The sequence below is a fragment of the Nonomuraea sp. NPDC051298 genome (assembly GCF_055586305.1).
The window spans coordinates 325,222-345,543 of the sequence record NZ_JBVJIM010000011.1 but is presented as its reverse complement, the minus strand read 5'-3'; the positions used below and the strand labels follow the sequence as shown (position 1 = coordinate 345,543).

Annotated in this window: 20 protein-coding genes; 8 read left to right on the top strand and 12 right to left on the bottom strand. The window is 70.6% G+C overall.

The window, feature by feature from the left end; genetic code table 11:
- Positions 1-4: 4 nt before the first annotated feature.
- On the bottom strand, positions 5-1,180 hold the full coding sequence (locus ACZ6S0_RS29975; protein ID WP_465922650.1) for a cytochrome ubiquinol oxidase subunit I: 1,176 nt from the start codon (positions 1,178-1,180) through the stop codon (positions 5-7).
- A 100-nt stretch (positions 1,181-1,280) separates the two neighbouring features.
- On the opposite strand from ACZ6S0_RS29975, the gene ACZ6S0_RS29970 reads away from it, so the two are divergent.
- Positions 1,281-1,616, top strand: coding sequence for a helix-turn-helix transcriptional regulator (locus ACZ6S0_RS29970; protein WP_465922649.1), 336 nt, complete (start codon positions 1,281-1,283; stop codon positions 1,614-1,616).
- Positions 1,617-1,652: 36 nt separating this feature from the next.
- Here ACZ6S0_RS29970 and ACZ6S0_RS29965 read toward each other — a convergent pair whose 3' ends face one another.
- Positions 1,653-2,342: a permease prefix domain 1-containing protein gene (locus ACZ6S0_RS29965; RefSeq protein WP_465922648.1), complete on the bottom strand. Its 690-nt coding sequence runs from the start codon at positions 2,340-2,342 to the stop codon at positions 1,653-1,655.
- Between the two features lie 104 nt (positions 2,343-2,446).
- Between ACZ6S0_RS29965 and ACZ6S0_RS29960 the strand changes: the two genes are divergently transcribed.
- The 3 genes from ACZ6S0_RS29960 to ACZ6S0_RS29950 are packed head-to-tail and all read left to right on the top strand — an operon-like array spanning position 2,447 to position 3,574.
- On the top strand, positions 2,447-2,800 hold the full coding sequence (locus ACZ6S0_RS29960; RefSeq protein ID WP_465922647.1) for a VOC family protein: 354 nt from the start codon (positions 2,447-2,449) through the stop codon (positions 2,798-2,800).
- A complete protein-coding gene (locus ACZ6S0_RS29955) occupies positions 2,797-3,126 on the top strand; it encodes an ArsR/SmtB family transcription factor (protein ID WP_465922646.1) in 330 nt (109 codons plus the stop codon). The genes ACZ6S0_RS29960 and ACZ6S0_RS29955 overlap by 4 nt, the downstream gene beginning before the upstream one ends.
- Entirely contained in the window at positions 3,116-3,574 is a 459-nt protein-coding gene (locus ACZ6S0_RS29950) for an SRPBCC family protein (RefSeq protein WP_465922645.1), read from the top strand. The genes ACZ6S0_RS29955 and ACZ6S0_RS29950 overlap by 11 nt, the downstream gene beginning before the upstream one ends.
- Before the next feature lie 86 nt (positions 3,575-3,660).
- Here ACZ6S0_RS29950 and ACZ6S0_RS29945 read toward each other — a convergent pair whose 3' ends face one another.
- Entirely contained in the window at positions 3,661-5,025 is a 1,365-nt protein-coding gene (locus ACZ6S0_RS29945; RefSeq protein ID WP_465922644.1) for a pentapeptide repeat-containing protein, read from the bottom strand.
- A gap of 288 nt (positions 5,026-5,313) precedes the next feature.
- Here ACZ6S0_RS29945 and ACZ6S0_RS29940 point away from each other — a divergent pair, with 288 nt between their 5' ends.
- Positions 5,314-5,685 (top strand): thioredoxin family protein, encoded by a 372-nt coding sequence (locus ACZ6S0_RS29940; RefSeq protein WP_344886924.1) that lies wholly within the window; start codon positions 5,314-5,316, stop codon positions 5,683-5,685.
- 156 nt (positions 5,686-5,841) lie between these two features.
- On the opposite strand, the gene ACZ6S0_RS29935 is transcribed toward ACZ6S0_RS29940, so the two are convergent.
- From ACZ6S0_RS29935 to ACZ6S0_RS29925, 3 genes are all read right to left on the bottom strand, one after another.
- The gene (locus ACZ6S0_RS29935) at positions 5,842-6,609 is read right to left on the bottom strand and encodes an SAM-dependent methyltransferase (RefSeq protein WP_465922643.1); all 768 of its coding nucleotides are present in this window, start codon (positions 6,607-6,609) and stop codon (positions 5,842-5,844) included.
- A 195-nt stretch (positions 6,610-6,804) separates the two neighbouring features.
- Positions 6,805-8,142, bottom strand: coding sequence for a class II 3-deoxy-7-phosphoheptulonate synthase (locus ACZ6S0_RS29930; RefSeq protein ID WP_344886928.1), 1,338 nt, complete (start codon positions 8,140-8,142; stop codon positions 6,805-6,807).
- Positions 8,143-8,233: 91 nt separating this feature from the next.
- Positions 8,234-9,436, bottom strand: coding sequence for an FAD-dependent oxidoreductase (locus ACZ6S0_RS29925; RefSeq protein WP_465922668.1), 1,203 nt, complete (start codon positions 9,434-9,436; stop codon positions 8,234-8,236).
- Positions 9,437-9,512: 76 nt separating this feature from the next.
- On the opposite strand from ACZ6S0_RS29925, the gene ACZ6S0_RS29920 reads away from it, so the two are divergent.
- From ACZ6S0_RS29920 to ACZ6S0_RS29910, 3 genes are all read left to right on the top strand, one after another.
- A complete protein-coding gene (locus ACZ6S0_RS29920) occupies positions 9,513-10,496 on the top strand; it encodes an anti-sigma factor (RefSeq protein WP_465922642.1) in 984 nt (327 codons plus the stop codon).
- A gap of 214 nt (positions 10,497-10,710) precedes the next feature.
- On the top strand, positions 10,711-11,043 hold the full coding sequence (locus tag ACZ6S0_RS29915) for an alpha/beta fold hydrolase (RefSeq protein WP_465922641.1): 333 nt from the start codon (positions 10,711-10,713) through the stop codon (positions 11,041-11,043).
- 232 nt (positions 11,044-11,275) lie between these two features.
- Positions 11,276-13,507, top strand: a complete 2,232-nt coding sequence (locus ACZ6S0_RS29910; RefSeq protein ID WP_465922640.1) for a M64 family metallopeptidase — start codon at positions 11,276-11,278, stop codon at positions 13,505-13,507.
- Here the strand turns inward: ACZ6S0_RS29910 and ACZ6S0_RS29905 are convergent.
- The 6 genes from ACZ6S0_RS29905 to ACZ6S0_RS29880 all read right to left on the bottom strand — a co-directional run bounded on the left by ACZ6S0_RS29905 (position 13,451) and on the right by ACZ6S0_RS29880 (position 20,081).
- Positions 13,451-14,446 carry a phosphotransferase family protein gene (locus tag ACZ6S0_RS29905; protein ID WP_465922639.1) on the bottom strand — a complete coding sequence of 332 codons (996 nt, stop codon included), beginning with the start codon at positions 14,444-14,446 and terminating at the stop codon, positions 13,451-13,453. The two genes, ACZ6S0_RS29910 and ACZ6S0_RS29905, sit on opposite strands and share 57 nt — an antisense overlap.
- 71 nt (positions 14,447-14,517) lie before the next feature.
- Positions 14,518-15,516 carry a LacI family DNA-binding transcriptional regulator gene (locus tag ACZ6S0_RS29900; protein WP_465922638.1) on the bottom strand — a complete coding sequence of 333 codons (999 nt, stop codon included), beginning with the start codon at positions 15,514-15,516 and terminating at the stop codon, positions 14,518-14,520.
- Positions 15,497-16,906: a GH1 family beta-glucosidase gene (locus tag ACZ6S0_RS29895; RefSeq protein ID WP_465922637.1), complete on the bottom strand. Its 1,410-nt coding sequence runs from the start codon at positions 16,904-16,906 to the stop codon at positions 15,497-15,499. The genes ACZ6S0_RS29900 and ACZ6S0_RS29895 overlap by 20 nt, the downstream gene beginning before the upstream one ends.
- Positions 16,903-17,733, bottom strand: a complete 831-nt coding sequence (locus ACZ6S0_RS29890; RefSeq protein ID WP_465922636.1) for a carbohydrate ABC transporter permease — start codon at positions 17,731-17,733, stop codon at positions 16,903-16,905. Before ACZ6S0_RS29890 ends, ACZ6S0_RS29895 begins: the two co-directional genes overlap by 4 nt.
- Positions 17,730-18,686 (bottom strand): carbohydrate ABC transporter permease, encoded by a 957-nt coding sequence (locus tag ACZ6S0_RS29885; protein WP_465922635.1) that lies wholly within the window; start codon positions 18,684-18,686, stop codon positions 17,730-17,732. Before ACZ6S0_RS29885 ends, ACZ6S0_RS29890 begins: the two co-directional genes overlap by 4 nt.
- 57 nt (positions 18,687-18,743) lie before the next feature.
- Positions 18,744-20,081, bottom strand: coding sequence for an ABC transporter substrate-binding protein (locus ACZ6S0_RS29880; RefSeq protein ID WP_465922634.1), 1,338 nt, complete (start codon positions 20,079-20,081; stop codon positions 18,744-18,746).
- Positions 20,082-20,322: the final 241 nt, after the last annotated feature.

The window sequence follows — 20,322 nt, the reverse complement described above, 5'->3', positions numbered from 1 at the left end:
TGGTTCAGTAGGTCAGCGCGGGGGCGGGCTTGTCGTCGGGGGAGGTCGCCCCGAGGTCGAGGGCGCGCGGGCCGCGCCTGATCACCCGGGCGATGAGGACGTAGTCGACGATCGCCAGCAGCCCCAGCACGGCCGTGAACCCGATCAGCGAGGTCGTGACCATGCCCGAGGTCAGGCCGGGGGACATGGCGTCGGCCACGGAGAGCCGCTGCCAGATCATCCAGGGCTGGCGGCCGATCTCCCTGGCCATCCAGCCCAGGATCGACAGGACGAAGGGCAGCGGCGTCATCAGGATGAGGATCGGATGCGTCCAGCGCCGCCTCGGCAGTGAGGAGATCATCGGCAGCATCACGAGCAGCACCACCAGTGCCAGGAGCTGCCCGATCTCGATCATGAAGCCGAGCCCGACGGCCGCGAGGATGTTCCTGCCGTCGCCGAACTTGCCCTCCTGGATGCCGGCGAACTGGGCGTACCCGAAGCCCATGGCCACGAAGACGCCGATGGCCGCGGTGACCACGCCGGTCCGCATCGACCTGGTGAAGAACTCCGTGTCGGGGGTGCGCCGCCGCAGCATGTACGCGCTGGCCCCCACCAGCACCATCCCGCCGGTGAACAGCCCCGCCCCGACGACGTGGGGGAAGGCGAAGACCAGGGCCTTGTTCGTGAGCAGCGCCCCGAAGTCGGTGAGCTGCATGCGCCCGCCGCTGACCACGGCGCCTGCCGGGTTCTGCAGGAACGAGTTGGCCACCATGATGTAGAAGGCGCTCGCGTACGCCGTCAGCGTCACGAGCCAGATGCAGGCCAGGTGCGCCCACTTGGGCAGCCGCCCCCAGCCGAAGATCCACAGGCCCAGGAACGTGGACTCCAGGAAGAAGGCCACCAAGGTCTCCATGGCCAGCGGCGCGCCGAACACGTCGCCCGCGTAGTGCGACAGCCCGCTCCAGGCCAGCCCGAACTGGAACTCCATCACCAGCCCGGTCACGATGCCCAGTGCGTAGTTGATGACGTAGACCTGTCCCCAGAACCGCGTCATGCTCTCGTGCAGCGGATCGCCCGACCGCGCCCACTTCGTGTGCATGATCGCCACCAGCGGCGCCAGACCCAGCGTGAGCACCACGAACAGGAAGTGCAAACTGCCGGTCACGGCGAACTGCGTGCGCGCCAGATCCAGTACGTCCATTACCGCTCCGATGTTGCGCCTAGCTACATATAGAAAGCCTACATATAGAAGCCTACATGTAGACTGGCTACATGTTGGACGGGTGTCTAGGATCGAAGACATGAATCCGGATGCGCTGCGCGGGCACATGGACGCGCTCTTGCTCTCCGTGCTGGAGCGGGAGCCGTTGCATGGCTACGCCATCATCGAGGCGCTTCAGGAGCGCAGCGGGGGTGCGCTCAATGTGCCCACGGGCACGGTCTACCCGGCACTGCGCAGACTGGAGCGCATCGGCTGTCTGTCCAGCGAGTGGGCCACGGTGGGCGGGCGCAAGCGCCGCACCTACCGGCTGACCGACTCGGGGCGGAAGCAGCTCCAGGGGGAGCGGTCGGCCTGGCGGGAGTTCACCAGCGTGATCGGCAGCGTCCTGCGTGCCGAGGCGAGCGCTCTGGGCTGAGCCCATGGGTGAGTTCCCGCCAGGCCGGCGGGCCGATCAGTCCTGCGCGCCGGCCGGTCCTGTGCCCGGGTGGGGCGTCCGGGTGAGGCGTACGCAGCGGGTCGCGCAGTAGATCTGCACGCCCCAGAGCGCCGAGGTGACCAGGTTGGCCAGCACGGCGGGCAGGAAACCGAGCGTGTTGGGCGCGTCGGTGCCGTACGTCAGTAGCAGCCCCAGCCCGGCCGTGACCGGCAGCATGGCCCAGACCAGCACGCCCAGTGACCTGGTGGCCAGCCGTGGCCGCCGGATCCACCGGGCGCCCCGGCTGAGCGCGAACAGCACCAGGCCGCCGTACAGGCCGGTGCCGAGCTGGATGACGTCCAGCAGCCGGGAGACCGCGGAATACCACCCCGGCTGGTGCAGCCAGACCTCGTCGGTGGCCGGGTACATCCGCCACAGCACCGCCCACATCGCCACCGTGATCGGCACGCTGACCAGCAGCAGCACCCCGAGCCGCCGCCCCGTCGCGGCGGTCAGCTCGGCCTGGTAGCCGGGCGCGACCTCCGAGACCCGTCCGAACTCCGCCACGGCCAGCCGCTCGGCCTCCGCGCGGTCGAGCCCGTCGGCCTCCAGGGCGTCGGCGGTGTCGACCAGGCTGTCGCGTGCCTCGACGACCATGTCGCGCTTGGGTCCCTGGGGGCCGGACAGGGCGTCGTCCAGCTCTGCCATGTAGTCGTCGATGAGCATGACCATCAGTTTACGGACGGTGATCTCGGGGTCTCATCGGGGAATTCCCTGATATTTTCCTGAGGTCTTGATGTGTAGGAAAAAACCTACGTATAGTGTCTGACATGCTGATCTCCTCCATCCTCACGATCACCGTGCCGGTCGCCGATCAGGGTGCGGCACTCGACTTCTACACGCGCGCGCTCGACTTCGAGGTGCGTTCCGACAATCCCTTCCCCATGGGGCGCTGGCTCACCGTCGCGCCCAAGGGCGAGACGACCACGCTGCTGCTGGCCTCCTGGTTCCCCGACATGGCGCCCGTCGGCGGGCTCGTCGTGGGCTCGTCCGACCTCGACGCGCTCGCGACCCGGCTGCGGGAGCACGAGGTCGCCTTCGAGGGGCCGAGCGAGCAGGCGTGGGGCCGCCAGTTGCTGTTCCACGACCCGTACGGCAACGGCTTCGTGGTCAGCCAGGCGTGACCGCCGACCACGTCTTCACGGCCCTGGCCAGCCCGGCCCGGCGCGAGCTGCTGCGCCTGCTCCTCGACGAGGGCGCGCAGCCCGCCGGGCGGCTGGCCGAGCGGTTCGACATGAGCAGGCCCAGCGTGTCGGAGCACCTCAGGGTGCTCAAGGACGCGGGCCTGGTGGCCGAGACCCGCAAGGGGCGCGAACGGCACTACCGGCTGGAGGCGGGACCGCTCATGGACATCCGCGACTGGCTGACCCCGTACGAACGGTTCTGGCGGGAGAGGCTCGCCGACCTCACCACGCTGCTCGACGAAATGGAGGACGGCGATGTCTCATGACACGTCCCACGGCAGGAGCGCCGAAGACCTGGGCGCGATCAGGCTCGACCAGTTCATCGCGCACCCGCCCGCCAAGGTGTGGCGCGCGCTCACCGAGCCCGAGCTGGTGGCCAGGTGGCTGATGCCGAACGACTTCAAGGCCGAGGTGGGGCACCGGTTCACCTTCACCACGACGCCCAAGAAGCAGGTCGGGTTCGACGGCGTGGTCCACTGCGAGGTGCTGCGGATCGAGCCGGAGAAGCTGCTGCGGATCAGTTGGAGCGACGGCAAGCGCGCCGACTGGACGGTCACCTGGCGGCTGGAGCCCGAGGGGAAGGGGACCCGGCTGTTCCTGGACCACGAGGGCTTCGACCCGGGGGACGAGCTCCAGCAGCTCTCACGCCGCATCATGGGCGGCGGCTGGCCCCGCCACTTCGGCGCCATTGCCACCATCGCCGCCGAGCTGTGACCCACCTGCCGGACGGCCCAGGGCGGGCCGTCCGGCAGGGGCGTCCGGCGGGGCCGTATGACAAGGGTGTCCCGGCCGGGCCGAGGTCAGGGGTACAGGGACGGTGGTGAAGTCGCGGGGGCCGAGGTGGCGTGCGAGGTGGACGACCACAGGACGGCCGCCGCCATGAGCGCCGCCAGGAGCGTGAACCAGGCCGCCGCCCGGCCCATGCGCATCCCGTACCCGAACAGCAGCCACGACACCGACAGCCACCACCCGTGACCGGCCTGTCGCCGCATCTCCATGGCGGCGACGGCGAAGTCCGCCGAGGTGGCCCGGTCGCTGGGGCGCAGGCCCGCGTAGAGCGCGGCCAGCCGGTCGGGTGTGACCCCGGGTTCGTCGGGATCGGCCCCTCCCCGCAGGGGATGCTCGTCGGCCAGCGCCCGCCGCCGGGAGAACCACCGCAGCATGGGCCAGCGCAGGCTCACCCGCACCCCGCGCGGCGTGAGCGCGAACGTGCAGTCCTTGACCCGCACCCCCGCCGGATGGGACAGCCCCGCGAACCGGCACGCCGACAGGTCGAGCCCGGACAGCCCCAGGTCGTCGGCCTCGACCTGGCGCAGCGAGGTCAGCGCGGACGCGCCCCGCCCCGTCACGGTGGCCGGCCCGCGCAGCACCGCGCCCTCCAGGTCGGCCTGTGAGTCGGTCAGGCGTACCGTCGTGGGCCCGGCCACCTCCACCCCGCGCAGGTCGACGCCGCACCGAGCCGCCGCCACGTCGAGCAGCCCGTCGGCCCGCGCCCTGGCGACCGAGAGCCGCCCGGTCGCCGACAGGTACGCGTCGGCCGCGAAGTGCGCCGCCTCGAACCCGGCGTTCCCGCTGACCTTGCGAAACGACAGAGTACGGCCGAAGCGCGCCCCCCTGAAGACGGCCCCGTCGCCGAGCCGGGCCCCGTCGAAGGTGGCGTACCCGTCGAACCTGGCCCGCTCGCACGACAGCCCGTGACCGAACACGGCCTGGCTGAACAGCGCGTCGCGGGCCATCACGGCCCGGTCGAGCGAGACGTGCCCGCGCACGGTGACCCCGTGGAAGGACAGCTCGCGGGCGAAGCGGACGCCGGCCAGGGACACGTTCCCCTCGAACCGGGCGCCGAAGAACGAGGCCAGCCGGTCGAACGCGGCCCCGTCGAGCGACACGTCACCGGCGAACGTCACCCCGGACAGCCGGACGTCGCCGGTGAACCTGGCGCGGTCGAGCCGGGCCCTGCCGGGCCTGCCGCCCGTGGCCTCCAGGACTCTGGACAGCAGGTCGCTGGTGACGGTGATGCCGCGCAGGTCGAGCAGGCGGCCGGGGGAGAGGTCGCCGAGGGCCGCGCCGAGCTGGTCGGAGGTGAGGTGTGCGAGGCAGCAGCCGGACGGCCGGCTAGCGATTCCGGTGCAGGCAGCCGAATACGCGCAGGTGACCCAGTCCATGCATGGGTCATACCCGCCGGGGCCCGTGTCAAGGTTCGATGATTTAATGTTCTTTCCACTTTTATGTGGAAATATGCAGTCTAAATTAGTGCAAAAGTGCCGGATATGCGAAATTTGTCCTGAATATCCCTGTCTGTCCTGGTCGCAACCGGACAGACCGTGACCGGTCCTCCGGCCGTGATCTCCCGCCCGCTCCGGCGCCCGCGGGGCGGCGGAGCATGGAATGCTGGATACGGGTACGTGGTTGAGACGGATGCACTGCTAGCGACAACGAGCGAGGAGCCACTTGTGGCGACCATCGAAGTAACCGAGAAGAACTTCAACGACATCGCCGACAAGGGGATCGTGCTGCTCGACTTCTGGGCCGAGTGGTGCCCGCCGTGCAAGAAGTTCGGGCCGATCTTCGAGCAGGCGTCGGACAAGCACGACGACATCACCTTCGGCAAGATCGACACCGACGCCGAGCAGGGCCTCGCGCAGGGCTTCGACATCACCTCGATCCCCACCCTCATGGCCATCCGCGACGGCATCGTGGTCTTCGCCCAGGCCGGCGCCATCCCCGGGCCCGCGCTCGAAGATCTGATCCGGCAGGTCAGGGCGCTCGACATGGACGCCATCAGGACCGAGCTGAGCGAGGAGCTGAAGCAGGCCCAGAACTGACCGCGGGGGAGCGGAGGCGGGCCCGGCAGGAGCGGCCCCCGGCGACCGGCCCCGCCCGCGTGGCGGGGCCCGCGGGCGTCATGGCCCGCGCGTCAGGGTTTGCGCGTCAGGGTTTGCGCCTCGCCTGAAGCTTGCGCTGCGCCTGAGGCTTGCGCGTCAGGGCTTGCGCCCGACTCCTACGCAGCCGAAGGTGATGGCGTTCCCCGGCGGCTCGGGGTCGTCGGGACGCCAGCCCGCAGGATACGTCAGCCCCGGCGAGGCCAGCTCGTACCCGTCGAAGAAGCGCTCGATCTCCTCGGGGGTCCTGATGCTCAGCGCGGCCGTGGCCTTGCGGTAGATCTCCAGCGCCTGCGGGGTGGTGTCGGGCGTGGTGTCCACGGCATGGCTGATCACCAGGTGGCTGCCGGGCGCGCTCGCCTCGCGCAGCTTGGTGACCACGTCGTAGGCGCTGTCGTCGGGGATGAAGTGCAGGATCGCCAGCGCCAGGAACGCCACCGGCCGGTCGAAGTCCACCAGCGAGCCCAGCTTGTCCAGCAGCGCGTCCGGCTCGCGTACGTCGGCCTGTAAGAAGTCCACGTTCGCCGCCCTGGCCAGCAGCGCCCGGCCGTGCACGCACACCACGGAGTCGTAGTCCACGTAGACCACGCGCGCCTCGGGGGCGATCTCGTGGGTGTTGCCCTGGGTGGGCAGGCCGGCGCCCAGGTCCACGATCTGGGTCACACCCTGGCTCACCACGTGGCGGACGGCGCGGCGCAGGAACGCCCGGTTCGCGCGGGCGCCCTCCTTGGTGTCGGGGAACGTTTTGAGTATCTGCTCCGCGGCCGCCCGATCGGCCGCGAAGTTGTCCTTGCCGTCGAGGAAGTAGTCGTACATGCGTGCGACGTTGGGGATGTTCGGGTCGACCCCCTCCGGAGCTTTCTCCACGCTTTTGTCTCCCGGTAATTGGTCTCTTTTCGGGGGATCATAGCCGTGAAACGGTTGATTACCCGAGATTTCGGTTTATCCGGGAAATGAGACGTAGATCACGCCCGGCTTCCGGTAACCGCGTGGATGCCGGGCGTGTCCGGGGAGCGGGTGAGCGTGCGGCGGCCGCGTGGGGCGGCCGCCGCCCTGACGGTGTCAGCCGCGGTACAGCTCGGCCACGCGGAAGGCCAGGTCGAGCGACTGGCTGCGGTTGAGCCTGGGGTCGCAGGCCGTCTCGTAGCGGGTGGCGAGGTCGGTCTCGCCGATCTCGTGACCCCCGCCCACGCACTCGGTCACGTCGTCGCCGGTGAACTCGATGTGGATGCCGCCGGGGTGCGTGCCCAGCGACCGGTGCACCTCGAAGAAGCCCGCCACCTCGTCGAGCACGTCGTCGAGCCGGCGGGTCTTGTGCCCGCTGGGCGCCTCGAAGGTGTTGCCGTGCATCGGGTCGCAGATCCACGCCACCCTGGCCCCGGTCGCCGTGACCTCCTTGACCAGCGCGGGCAGGTGCTCGCGGATCTTGGAGGCGCCCATCCGGGTGATGAACGTGAGCCGCCCCGCCTCGTTGGCCGGGTTGAGCCTGTCGATCAGCGCCAGCGCCTCGTCAGGAGTGGTCGTCGGGCCGAGTTTGACGCCGATCGGGTTGCGGATCTTGGCGAAGAAGTCGACGTGGGCCCCGTCGAGCTGCCTGGTGCGCTCGCCGATCCAGACCATGTGGGCCGACACGTCGTACGGCAGCCCCGTACGCGAGTCGATGCGGGTGAGCGCCCGGTCGTAGTCGAGGATGAGCGCCTCGTGCGAGGAGTAGAACTCGACCGTGTGGAACTCCTCCGGGTCGGCCCCGCACGCCCGCATGAACGCCAGCGCCTGGTCGATCTCCCTGGCCAGTTGCTCGTAGCGGCGCCCGGCCGGCGACTCGGCCACGAAGTCCTGGTTCCAGGCGTGCACCTGCCGCAGGTCGGCGTAGCCGCCCTTGGTGAAGGCCCGCGCCAGGTTGAGCGTCACGGCCGAGGAGTGGTACGCCTTGAGCAGCCGCCACGGGTCGGGATTGCGCGCCTCGGCGGTGAAGTCGAACCCGTTGACCATGTCGCCCCGGTAGGCGGGCAGCTCGACGCCGTTGCGGACCTCGGTGCCCTTCGAACGCGGCTTGGCGAACTGCCCGGCCACGCGGCCGATCTTCACGACCGGCACCCGGCCGGCATAGGTCAGCACGATGGCCATCTGCAGCAGGGTCTTCAGCTTTTGCCGTACGTTGTCGGCGGTCGCGCCCGAGAAGGTCTCGGCGCAGTCGCCGCCCTGAAGGACGAACGCCTCGCCGCGGGCCACCGCGGCCAGTTGCTCCTTGAGCTGGTCGCACTCGCCGGCGAAGACCAGCGGGGGCAGGCCGCCGAGTTCGGCGACAACCTTGTCGAGCTCGCCGCGGTCTGGCCAGTCAGGCTGCTGCGCCGCGGGGAGGGCTCGCCAGGAATCGAGATCCACTAGATTGCTGCTCACGAGATACGAGGGTATTCCACTGGCTCGGCGGCACCGACCCTCTTGTCCACGTTGTGAGAATGCGGTTATACGGGTACGAACCCAGAGCCGGTCAAGCTTCCTTTACCATCACGTGCTCGGGCCGCACACCCCGGCCGATGAAGCGCCGCGTCAGCCGGTTGACCACCGGGATCCTGGTCAGGTCGCGCGGCAGCCTCGACGGGTCGAAGCGCCTGCTCAGCGCGGGCGTGATCACCCAGTTCTGCATCACGCGCTGGGCCGCCTGCGTGATCCGGGTGGGCAGCATCCGCCGCCGCCGCACCCGGTCGAGCAGCGTCCCGGTCATCGGCGCGCCCGACCGCAGCGGGCCGGTGAGCAGGTTGGCGGCGGCGACGGCGTCCTGCACGGCCAGGTTGATGCCGACCCCGAAGACCGGCGACATGGCGTGCGCGGCGTCCCCGACGCACAGGAAACCGGGCCGGTGCCAGCGGCGCAGCCGGTCGAGCACGACCGTGAGCACGCTCACGTCGTCGTAGCTCTCGATGAGGTGCACCCGGTCGCCCAGCCAGGGGATCAGCTCGGACACCGGCCCGCGGAGCGCGTCGATGCCGCGCGCGTGCAGCTCGCCGTAGCCGCCCTTGACGATCAGGTACGCGAGCTGCCAGTAGCTCCCCCGGTTGATCGCGACCATCATGTGCCCGCTCGAGACGCGCAGGAACATGCCGCTCCGGTCGGTTTCGTACCGGGGCAGGCGGAACCAGAGCACGTCCATCGGCGCGCCGAGGTTCCGCGGCGTCAGCCCGGCCCGTTCGCGCAGCACCGAGGTCCGGCCGTCGGCGGCGACTGTCAGGTCCGCCCTGAGCTCGTGCTCGCCGGACGCGTCCCGGTAACGCAGCCCGCGCACCGCCCCGCCCTCGCGGATCAGGTCGTCCGCCTCGGCGTTCATCAGCAGCCGGAACGTCGGGTAGCGCTCGGCGGCCGACGTGATGAGCTTGAGGAAGTCCCACTGCGGGACGAAGGCTATGTAGTTGTACTTGCCGGGCAGATCGCGCAGGCTCGCCAGCGGGACCTCGCCGACGTCGGTGACCATGGTGAGGCCGTACTCCTTGTGGTGCGGGAGTTTCAGGAACTCCTCCACGAGGCCCAGCTCGTCCATCACCTGCAGCGTGGAGGGGTGGATCGTGTCACCCCGGAAGTCGCGCAGGAAGTCGCCGTGCTTCTCCAGCAGCGTCACCTCGATGCCCGCCCTGGCCAGGAGCAGGGCGAGCATCGCGCCCGCGGGGCCGCCGCCCGCAATCACACATCCCATGTTCATCACCTGGTGAGATTGTTCCGCGTCGGGAATTGAGCAAGCACCGTGGCCATCCGACCTGCCCGAGCAGCCGAAGTACATGCGTGAGCCCCTCTCAGGCAGGGAGTGGATGATGCGGGACGACCTCCACGCCCTCTCTGGCGCCTACGCCGTGCACGCGCTGCCGTATGCCGAGTGGGCGCTTTTCGAGCGGCACCTGCCCGCGTGCCCGGGATGCTCGGCCGAGGTCCTGCGCCTGCGGGAGACGGCCGCGCGGCTGGCCGAGTCGGTGGCCGTGCCGCCGCCCGCCGGCCTCCGCGCCCGCGTGCTCACTGCCGCGCGCCGTTCCCGCGCCGCCGGCCGGCGGCCGGACCCCGCCAGCGTCCCGGCCGTCTGGACACCGCCACGCGAGCCCGCGTCCCGGCAGCCGCACGAGTTCCCGGTGGTGCCGGAGTTCCCGGTGGTGCCGGAGATCCGGGTGGCGCGGGAAGCGGCGGCGGCGACGCCTGAGGACGTGCGGGCGGCGTCTGAGGACGCGCGGGCAGCGCCTGAGGACGCGCGGGCGGCGTCTGAGGACGTGTGGGCGGTGCCGTCGCGGTCGCGGTCGCGGTCGCGTTCGCGGTGGCGGAAGGCGACGGCGGCGCTGGCCGCCGTGTCGGCGGCGGCCGCGATCGTGCTCGGAGTGGTCGCCTTCGACGCCCGCCGCGACTTGGGCGAGCTGGCCGCCGGTCACGAGGAGCTGGTCGCGCTGCTGGCCGCGCCCGACAGCGAGACGGTACGGCAGCCCGTCACCACCGGCGGCACCGGCACGCTCGTGATCTCGCGCTCGCGGGGACGCATGGTGTTCGCCTCGTCGGGCCTGCGCGAGTTGCCGGAGTCGATGGCGTACGAGCTGTGGCTCATGGGCCCGGACGGCCCACGCCCGGCCGCGCAGCTCGAACGCCGCCCTGACGGCCTGACGCGCCCCGTCGTACTGGCCCCGCTGGAACGCGACGACCGCCTGGCGCTCACCGTCGAGCCCGCACGGGGCTCCACGGAACCCACGACCCAACCCGTCCTGCTGGCCGAGCTGCCCCAGCCGTAGAGCAGCCCGGTTCGGCGGGGTTCGTCGGGTGGCCTCACCCGTCCAGGGCGAGGGGTTCGCCCGGCAGGCTTCCCCGGCCCTTCAGGACATCGGCGAGCAAGGCATTCACCCGGCTCGGCGCCCTGTTCAACCAGGTGATCACCATCCCGCTGGCGAGGACCGGACTGCTGGGCCTGCTGACCGCTCGCCGCCTGTACCGGGAGTTCCCGCGGACATGGTCGACGAGATCCGCAGGGAGGAGTTCTCCTCGGCCGCGTTCCGCGCGCACGAGTCGGAAACGCGGCACCTCGCGGACGGGTTCCGCGCCCTGCGTCTGGTGAGCGCGGCGAGAACACTGCCGGACGTACCCGTCTGCCTCATCTCCGGCAGCACCGGCAGAGACCGCGCCCGCGGCATGTGGGCACAGCTCGCTGCCGACCACCAGCGGCTGGCGCGATCCCTCCCTCAGGGCAGGCACGTCTGGGCCGAGGGGAGCGGTCACATGATCCCGATGGAGGCGCCCGGACTGGTCGCCCGGGAAACGAGAAACGTCCTGAGGCGGCCATGACGGTCGCCGGAGCGCTGCGAGCGGTGACGTCCGTGAGTGGCCGGGGGCGTCGGAAAAGGCGGTCGGATCTCGGCGGGCCGCCGGGCTACGATGCGTTCCGATGAACGCCAGGGGAGCTGGGCCACCGGCTCACGCGCCCCTCCTGCAGCTCACCAACCTGGCATTCGCTATTGCCTCAGAAGTAATCAAAACGGGATGGACTCCCGCCTCGCTCGGCCCGATAGTGCTGCTCATGCGTATCATCGCGGCCCTGACTTTGGCCGCCGCCATGTTAGGCGTGTCGCCGGCGATCCCCGCGCACGCCGCCGGACCCGGCTCGGCCACCGTCGTGCCCGTGCAGGTCACCGGGACCCCGGCCCAGCGCTTCAACCTGATCGTCATGGGCGACGGCTACACCGAGGCAGAACAGGCCGACTTCGCGGCCGACGTCGACCGGCACCTCAACGTGATGTGGTCGATCGAGCCGTTCAAGTCCTACCGGAACTACATCAACGTCTACCGCATCGATATCGTCTCCGGCGAGTCGGGCATCAGTTGCGACCCCGGCCTGGACGCGCCGCGCCGTACGACGCCACTGTCCATGGGCTTCTGGGGCCGCTGCAACCCGAACAGCGTCCAGCGGCTGATCACCATGGACAACGCCGCCGCCACCCGCTACGCCGACCTGGTGACCGGCACCGCCTCCGGCAACCGGCAGATCCTCGCCCTGGGCAACAGCGGCACGTACGGCGGCGCGGGCGGCTCGTACGCCACCGCCTCCGGCAGCAACAGCATGTCGGCCCTGATCAGCCCGCACGAGCTGGGCCACTCCCTGGGCGGCCTGCAGGACGAGTACGACTACTACCAGCGCGGCGTCCCCGGCGGCGCGTACGCGGGCCCCGAGCCGTCGAGCGCGCACCACTCCCTCCTGACCGAGCAGCAGTTGCTCGACCAGCGCAAGAAGTGGTGGCGCTGGCTGGGCGAGCCCAGCGAGTCAGGCGGCCCGATCGGCCGCTACGAGGGCGGCCTCTACTACACCAGCGGCGTGTGGCGGCCGAGCGCCCACTCGATGATGAAGACCCTCGGCTACTACTTCGACCAGGTCAGCCGCGAGGTCATGGTGCAGCGCATCACCGCGAAGACCCTGGTGATCCAGGGCTCCACGCCCACGGAGGCGCCCGTCGGCGCCGACCGGGTGCTGTGGGTCGAGCCGATGCGTCCCGTCAGCCACTCCCTGGTCACCACCTGGACCGTGGACGGCAAGGAGGTGCCGGGCGAGCGCGACGAACTCGACCTGCGCACGCTCGGCCTGTCGCCGGGCAGGCACACGGTCACGGCCACGGTCTCGGACCCGACCGAGTTCGTCAGGGACCCGGCCGTCAAGGCGGCCATCACCAGGAGCCGCACCTGGACCGTGGACACCGCCGTCACCACCCCGCCGGACGGCGCCGAGCCCGAGATCGTCTCCTCCACCCCCACCGACCGGCCGCTCGGCCGCGACGAGGTCGTGTACGTGGAGACCACCCACCCGGCCACCACCGTCCCCGAGGTCACGTGGACGCTGGACGGCCGCCGCCACAAGGGCTCCGACCTGGACCTCGGCGAGCTGGACCTGGAGCCGGGCACGTACACCCTGACCGCGAGCCTGGGCGGCAGGACGCTGACCTGGACGGTCGACGCCACCACCCCCGCCACCGCGTACGAGCTGTCGCGCCCGCTGGCCAGGTCCGGCGACACCTACGTCTACAACGCCCCCTTCACCATGCGGCTCACCGGCGACGACGACCGCGACGGGTACGTGGTCTCGGAGTCGCGGGTGGACGGCGACGGGTGGTTCAACTACTTCGGCTGGCCCACCTCCTCCAGCCTGCCCTGGACGTTCTCCGAGCAGGGCACGGAGATCGACTCGCTCGTCTATGGCAAGCTGCCGCGCGGCCGGCACACGATCGAGTACCGCTCCATCGACGCCGCCGGCAACCACGGCGAGCCGAAGAGCTTCACCGTCACGACCATCGCCCCGCCGCCGGCCTGCACGCGCACCGTCACGGGCGTGCACCGTGGCGCGCTGACCGTGGCCGACGGCGTCACCTGCCTCGACGGCGCCGAGGTCACAGGAGCGGTCACGGTGCGGCCCGGTGCCTCGCTGGTGGTCGACGGCGGCCGGATCGGCGGGGCGCTCACCGCCGCCGGGGCCGCCGAGGTGCACGTGCTCGGCGCCCGCGTCGCCGGCGCGCTCAGCGTGAGCGGCGCGCGGGTCCTGACCGTGGTCGGGGCCGAGATCGACGGCGCCGCGCTGCTCAGCCGCAACACGGCGCCGATCCTGTCAGGGACGACGGTCGACGGCGCGCTCTCCTGCACCGGCAACACGCCCGCGCCGGTGGACCTGGGCGTGCCCAGCAGCGCCGAGGGCGCCGGGCAGTGCGCGAGCCTAGCCGACGGGGCCCGCGGCCGCGCGTACGAGGCGGTCCAGAACGTCGCCCAGTGAGGCGGTGGCCCGATCACGGACCCTGGCGTACTCGTCCGGCGGGTACTGCCGGGGTCCGTTCTCGACCAGCAGGATCAGGTACAGGTAGGCGCGGTAGAGGTCGATCCTGGTGCGCGCGGAGGGGGTCAGCTCCAGCGGCGTCACCTCGCGGTAGCCCGCCAGCAGCGGATCGTCATCGGTCAGCTCGCCGAAGATCGTCGGCGTGACGAACTCGGCGAGCGGATCGCCCCAGAAGGCCCGCTCGTGGTCGATGATCGCCTGGATCCGCGGCCGGCCGCGCACGTCGAGGAAGACGTTGCCCGGCCAGATGTCGAAGTGCACCAGGCACGGCGTCGTCACCTCGTCCAGCGCGGGTGCCGCGGCCTCGAACACCGCCCGCAGCTCACCGGCCGGGCGGGGCAGCGGCGTCGGGTAGCGTTCGGTGTCGCCGAGCAGCGCCGACACCATCGCCAGGAACGCCTCCCGCCACGTGGCGCCCACGATCCCGGCGTGCGGATAGCCGAAGACCTCGCCCGTCACCGCGTTGAACCGGGCCAGGTGGCCGCCCAGCTCCCTGCGCAGCGCGGCCTCGCCCGCCGGTTTGACGTCGTTCCAGGACACCCCGTCGAGCGCGGCCAGCACCAGGTAGTCGCCGCCCAGCACCGGATCGTCGAACCCGGCCCGCACCAGCCCGGCCACCGGCACGCCCGCCGCCACCGCCAGGCCGATCGCGGCGGCCTCCGTGCGCAGCAGGTTGCGCTCGTAGCTGAGCTGCTCCAGCTCGGGCGGGGGCGACAGCTTGAGCACCACCTCGCGGCCGTCGTCGAGCCGGAGCCGCCAGACGGCGTTGGCGAACCCGTCGGTCAGCTCGGTGGCGGCCGCGACGCCCGCGCCCACCGCCCGGCGCAGCAGGGCATCCAGCTCGGTCTCTGATAAACGGCGCTTCGTCCGGCTGTCCACGGTGACCTCTTTCGCGACTTCAGGCGGTCTCGGGCGGTCTCAGGGCGGCCTCAGGCGGTCGCGGGACGGTCTCAGGCGGTTTCTCGGCGTACGAGGTGGGTGTCGAGGATCACCACGGGCTGGCGCAGCTCCTTGCCGTTGATCCGGGCCACCAGGAGCTGCGCCATCTGCCGCCCCATCGCCTCGGTCGGCTGGTGGACCGTGGTCAGCGGCGGGTCGGCGTGCAGCGCCGCCTTGGAGTCGTCGAACCCGATCACCGCCACGTCGCCGGGCACCGCCCGGCCCTCGGCCTTGAGCACGCGCATCGCGCCCAGCGCCATCGGGTCGGAGGCGGCGAAGACGGCGTCGAGATCGGGATGCTCGCGCAGCAGCTCGGCCATCGCCGTGGCGCCGCTCTGCTCGGAGAAGTCTCCGTAGGCCACCAGCTCCCGCAGGCCGGAGGGCAGCAGCGCGTCGCGGTAGCCTGCGAGCCGGTCGACGCCCACCCCCATGTCCTGCGAGCCGGCGATCGTCGCGATCGCCGTGCGGCCGAGGCCCAGCAGGTGCTTGACCGCCTGCCGGGCCCCCGCCCTGTTGTCCATGTCGACGTAGCTGTAGGGGTCGAGGCCGACGGGCCGGCCGCCCAGCACGGTCGGCACGCCCATCGCCTCCAGCCTGCCCGGCAGCGGGTCGGCCCCGTGCAGCGACAGCAGCAGCACGCCGTCGACGTGCTGGCCCGTCAGGTAGTGCTCCAGCCGGGCGTGCTCCTCGGGGGTGCGCGCCATCGCCAGGATGAGCTGCAGCCCGGTCTCGGCCAGCGCCGAGCCGATGCCGCGGATGGTGCCCGCGAAGTACGGCTCGTCGAAGACCCGGTGCTGCGACTCGGACACGACCAGCGCCACCGTGTCCGTGCGGCGCGTGACCAGCGCCCGTGCCGCCCGGTTGGGGACGTAGCCCAGCTCGCGGATGGCCAGCTCGACGGCCTCGCGGGCCTTGGCGCTGACATTGGGCGAGCCGTTGATGACTCTCGACACCGTGCCCCGGCCCACACCGGCCCGGGCCGCGACTGCCTCAAGAGTCGGTCGGTTCATGGCGCCTATTCTGCCGGATGATCTCCGAGTACCAGAGCGCGCTGTCCTTGAGCAGCCGCTCCTGGGTCTCGAAGTCCACCCGAACCAGGCCGAATCGCTTGCCGTAACCCCAGGCCCACTCGAAGTTGTCCATCAGCGACCAGGCGAAATAGCCCTCCAGCGGCACGCCCGCCTCGATCGCCGCCTTGCAGGCGCCCAGGTGCGCCTCCACGTACGCCCTCCGCTCCCGGTCGTGGACGCGGCCGTCGTCGAGGACGTCCTCGAAGGCCGCCCCGTTCTCGGAGACGACCATCGGGATCGGCGGGTACTCCCGCGCCACCCTGGTGAGCACCTCCACCAGGCCGCCCTCGTCGATCTCCCAGCCCATCGCCGTCACGGGACGCCCCCCGTGCACGAACGACACGTGCTCGCTGCCGACCCACGGCGAACCCGTCTCCGTGGGGGCCGCCGCCGCCGACTGCCTGCCGCCTGGTGCTCCCGAGACCGTGAAGCGGCTGTAGTAGTTGACGAGCAGCACGTCGATGGGCGCGTTGATGATCTTCATGTCGCCCGGCCTGATGAAGTCGGTCTCGACCCGCAGGTCCGCCAGCACGTCCTCCGGGTAGCGGCCCAGCAGCAGGGCGTCCAGGAAGAACCGGTTCTGCAGGCCGTCGATGCGCCGGGCCGCGTCCAGGTCGCGCTCGCCGCCGGTGGCGGGGGTGACCGCGTACAGGTTGACGCAGCCGCCGACGCGGCGGGCGTTCATCGCCTCGACGGCCAGGCCGTGGGCCAGGTTGAGGTGGTGAGCGCCCCTGATCGCGTTCTCCGGCTCGCGCCGGCCAGGGGCGTGCTCGCCCGAGGCGTAGCCGAGGAACGCGGCGCACCACGGCTCGTTGACGGTGCCGAAGGTGTGGACGTGGTCCTTCAGCGCCTCGTGCACGGCCGCCGCGTAGTCGGCGAAGCGGTGGGCCGTGTCGCGGTTGGGCCAGCCGCCCCGGTCCTCCAACTCCTGCGGCAGGTCCCAGTGGTAGAGGGTCAGCCACGGGTCGATGGCGTGGCCGCGCAGCTCGTCGGTGAGCCGCTTGTAGAAGTCCAGGCCCTTCTGGTTGACGGGTCCCGAGCCGGTCGGCTGGATGCGGGGCCAGGAGACGGAGAACCGGTAGGCCGACAGGCCCAGCTCCGCCATGACCGCGACGTCCTCCCGGTAGCGATGGTAGTGGTCGATGGCCACGTCCGCGTTCTGCCCGCCGAGCACCCGGCCCGGCGCCCTGGCGAAGGTGTCCCAGATGGAGGGGCCGCGCCCGTCCTCGGCGACCGCGCCCTCGATCTGGTACGCCGACGTCGCCGCCCCCCAGGCGAAGCCCGCGGGGAAGCGCAGCCCGGAACGCGTCTGTTCCTCTTGTGTCGTCACGCCTTGACCGCACCTTCCATGAGACCGCCGACGATCTGGCGGCCGAATGCGACGAATACCGCGATGAGCGGGATGATGGACAGCGCCGTGCCCGCGAAGATCAACGTGTAGTTGGTGGAGAACCTGGCGTTGAGCGAGGTGATCGCGATCTGCACGGTCGGGTTGTCCGGGGTCAGCACGATCAGCGGCCACATGAAGTCGTTCCACATGAGCATGAACGTGTTGATGCCGAGCACGGCCATGCCGGGCCGCACGGCGGGCAGCACGACGTTCCACCAGATGCGCAGCGTTGCGGCGCCGTCCACCCGGGCGGCCTCGACCAGCTCCATCGGCACGGCCTGCCGCGTGTACTGCGTCATCAGGAACACGCCGAACCCGTTGAGCAGGTACGGCAGGATGACCGCCTTGAGCGTGCCCGTCCACTCCAGGCTCACCATGAGCCGGTAGAGCGGCACCACGCCCATCTGCTGCAGCGGCACCGCCATCGTCAGCAGCACCAGCACGAGCAGCGCGTCGCGGCCCTTGAAGCTGAGGTTCGCGAACGAGAAGCCGGCCAGCGTCGAGATGACGACGACGGAGACGGTGACGACGCTCGCCACGACGAACGAGTTCGTCAGGCCCAGCAGGAACTTGGCGTCCTCGTTGTTCAGCACGGCGATGATGTTCTCGCCCAGGTTCCCGCCGGGCAGGAACGGCGGCGGCACCGCCACCGCGTCGGCGTTCGTCCGCGAGGCGATGACCAGCATCCAGTACAGCGGGAACGCCGACAGGAACACGGCGACCGCCAGCATGACCCTGGTGAGGACGGTCGGGGACCAGGCGGTCACGTGGTGCCTCCGATCCTGCGCACGAACAGGAAGTTGATCGCCGCGCCGATGAGGATGAGCAGGAACAGCAGCCAGGCGGCCGCGGCGGCGTAGCCGTAGTCGAACTCGCGGAAGCCCTGCTTGACGATGAACATGGCCACCGTCTGGAACTGGCCCTGCGATCCGCCGTCGACGTTGCCGTTGTAGAACGTGGTCGGCTCGGAGAACAGCGTCAGGCCGCCGATCGTGGAGTTGAGCACCACGAAGATCATGGTCGGGCGCAGCATCGGCAGCGTGATCTGCCAGAACTGCCTGCGCCTGGAGGCGCCGTCGATCGCCGCGGCCTCGTACAGGTCCTTCGGGATCGTCTGCATGCCGGCCAGGAAGATGATCGCGTTGTAGCCGGTCCAGCGCCAGTCGACCATGGTGGCGATGGCGATCCACGACGGGACGCGCTCGGCCCGCCAGTTGACGTTCTCGACGCCGAGCAGGCCCAGGAGCCAGTTGACCAGGCCCCAGTCACGGGCGTAGAGCTGCGTGAACACCACCGCGACCGCGACCACCGACGTGACCAGCGGCAGCAGCACGCTCATCCGGATCGCCAGGCGGAACCGGAAGCGCTTGTTCAGCGCGTTGGCCAGGAACAGCGCGAGCAGCATCTGCGGGACGGTGGCCAGGACGAACATGCCCACCGTGTTCACCACGGCCCGCCAGAAGTCGTCGTCCGTCAGCAGGGCGGCGTAGTTGCCCAGCCCGGCCCACTCCGTGGTCCCGGCCAGGTCGTAGTCGTAGAGCGAGTAGTAGAGGGTGAACGCCAGCGGGAAGAGCCCGAAGGCGGCGAACAGCAGGAAGTACGGGGACACCAGCGCGTACGGCATCGCCTTGACGTCCAGGTGGGAACGCCAGCGGCGGCCGGGCGGGCGGGCGCGGCGGCCGTCGCCGCGCGTCGCCCGCGGAAGGGTGTCGAGACTCATGGCAGACCTTTCGGCGGCGACGAGCCCGGCCCGCCGCTCGCGGGCCGGGCGGGAGGATCAGCCCGCGGCCTTCACCGCGTCGTCGACCAACTGCTGCCAGGCTCCGTCGTACGGGACGGAGCCGTCGTCCATGCCCTGGACGACCGACTCGATGGCGTTCTTGACCTGGGCGTGCTTCACGCCGAGGAAGACCGGCTGGAGGCTCGACGCCGACTTGGCGAAGATCTCGCCGATGGGGGCGTCGTTGAAGAACTCGTTCTTCGCGCCCTGCACGCTCGGGTCCTGCTGCGCCTTCGTGTTGCTGGGCATGTTGCCGAAGTCGGTGAAGATGCTCGCCTCGGTCTGCGCCTGCGTCAGGTAGTCGGCGACCATGGCCGCCTCCTTCGGGTGCTTGGACTGCTTGGGCACGGCCAGCCACGAGCCGCCCCAGTTGCCGCCGCCGCCCGGCACCGCGGCCACGTCCCACTTGCCCTTGCCCGCGTCACCGGCGTTGCCGCTGACCACGCCGAGCATCCAGGACGGGCAGCCCACCGTGGCGAACGCGTCCTTCTGGGTGCCCGCCGCCCACTCGTCGGTGAAGTTGCGCAGCTTGGCGGTCAGGCCCTGCCGGGTCATCTCCTGGGCGAAGTCGAAGGCCGTCCGCACCGCCGGGTTCTTGTCGACGATGAGGTTGTTCTCCCGGTCGAAGTAGGTGACGTTGCCGTTCTTGGCCGCCTCCTGGTACAGCACCACCTGGTACAGCGTGTTGGTGCCGTCGGCCCACCGGGTGTCCTTGACCTTCGCCTGGAACTGCTTGCCCACCTCCATGAACGCGTCCCACGTCGGCCACAGCGCGCCCACCGCCTCGCGGTCCGTGGCCAGTCCCGCCTGCTTGAACAGGTCCGTGCGGTAGCAGATGCTCATGCCGCCGATGTCGGTGCCCAGGCCGAACAGCTTGCCGTCGGCGGTGACGCCGTTCTCCCACTTCCAGGCGGGGAAGTCGGCCTTGCGCGACTCCAGGCCGTGCTCCTTCAGGTCGGCCCACCACTCGGGGTGCGCCTTGGCCAGGCCCATGCCGCCCTCGTCGATGCCGACCACGTCGCCCGCGCCGGTGCCGGCCTGCAGCCACTGGATCATCTGCGGCCAGTACTGCTGCTCGAACTGGTCGGTCAGGTGCTCCTCCTTGATCTGGATGTCCTTGTGCTCCGCGTTCCACTTGGCGATGGCGTTCTTGTAGCCGAAGTTGGTGCCGCCGCCGAAGGTCTGGACGCGGATCGTGACCGGCTCGGTCGCCGCCGAGGAGGCCGGAGCGCTGGACCCCGGGGTGCTGCCGGAGCCACAGGACGCGACGGCGAGGGCCGCCGCGGCCAGGGCCGAGGCCGCGGCAAGACCGCCGCGACGCCTGCTGATCATCATGGTGGACCCCTTCTCGGGTGACTTGTTGGGGGAGTGGAGTGCGCCGCGGTACGCGTTCCGTCGCGGCAATGTGGGAGCGCTCCCACAAAGGGTGCACTTGTGCGGTCGGCGCGGTCAATCCCGCGCAACGTAACCGTTACCAATGGTGCGATTTGCTGCCGTTGAACCGGATTTATCACCCCAAACGCCTCAAATGGCCGTTTGGGAGCGCTCCCATCACAAGAGGTCTCTTTCGTGTCGC

Coding starts and splice junctions, on each gene's coding strand:
- ACZ6S0_RS29975 (WP_465922650.1), bottom strand. CDS start 1,180: ATGGACGTACTGGATCTGGCGCGCACGCAGTTCGCCGTGACCGGCAGT.
- ACZ6S0_RS29970 (WP_465922649.1), top strand. CDS start 1,281: ATGAATCCGGATGCGCTGCGCGGGCACATGGACGCGCTCTTGCTCTCC.
- ACZ6S0_RS29965 (WP_465922648.1), bottom strand. CDS start 2,342: ATGCTCATCGACGACTACATGGCAGAGCTGGACGACGCCCTGTCCGGC.
- ACZ6S0_RS29960 (WP_465922647.1), top strand. CDS start 2,447: ATGCTGATCTCCTCCATCCTCACGATCACCGTGCCGGTCGCCGATCAG.
- ACZ6S0_RS29950 (WP_465922645.1), top strand. CDS start 3,116: ATGTCTCATGACACGTCCCACGGCAGGAGCGCCGAAGACCTGGGCGCG.
- ACZ6S0_RS29945 (WP_465922644.1), bottom strand. CDS start 5,025: ATGGACTGGGTCACCTGCGCGTATTCGGCTGCCTGCACCGGAATCGCT.
- ACZ6S0_RS29925 (WP_465922668.1), bottom strand. CDS start 9,436: ATGAACATGGGATGTGTGATTGCGGGCGGCGGCCCCGCGGGCGCGATG.
- ACZ6S0_RS29920 (WP_465922642.1), top strand. CDS start 9,513: ATGCGTGAGCCCCTCTCAGGCAGGGAGTGGATGATGCGGGACGACCTC.
- ACZ6S0_RS29915 (WP_465922641.1), top strand. CDS start 10,711: ATGGTCGACGAGATCCGCAGGGAGGAGTTCTCCTCGGCCGCGTTCCGC.
- ACZ6S0_RS29910 (WP_465922640.1), top strand. CDS start 11,276: ATGCGTATCATCGCGGCCCTGACTTTGGCCGCCGCCATGTTAGGCGTG.
- ACZ6S0_RS29900 (WP_465922638.1), bottom strand. CDS start 15,516: ATGAACCGACCGACTCTTGAGGCAGTCGCGGCCCGGGCCGGTGTGGGC.
- ACZ6S0_RS29885 (WP_465922635.1), bottom strand. CDS start 18,686: ATGAGTCTCGACACCCTTCCGCGGGCGACGCGCGGCGACGGCCGCCGC.
- ACZ6S0_RS29880 (WP_465922634.1), bottom strand. CDS start 20,081: ATGATGATCAGCAGGCGTCGCGGCGGTCTTGCCGCGGCCTCGGCCCTG.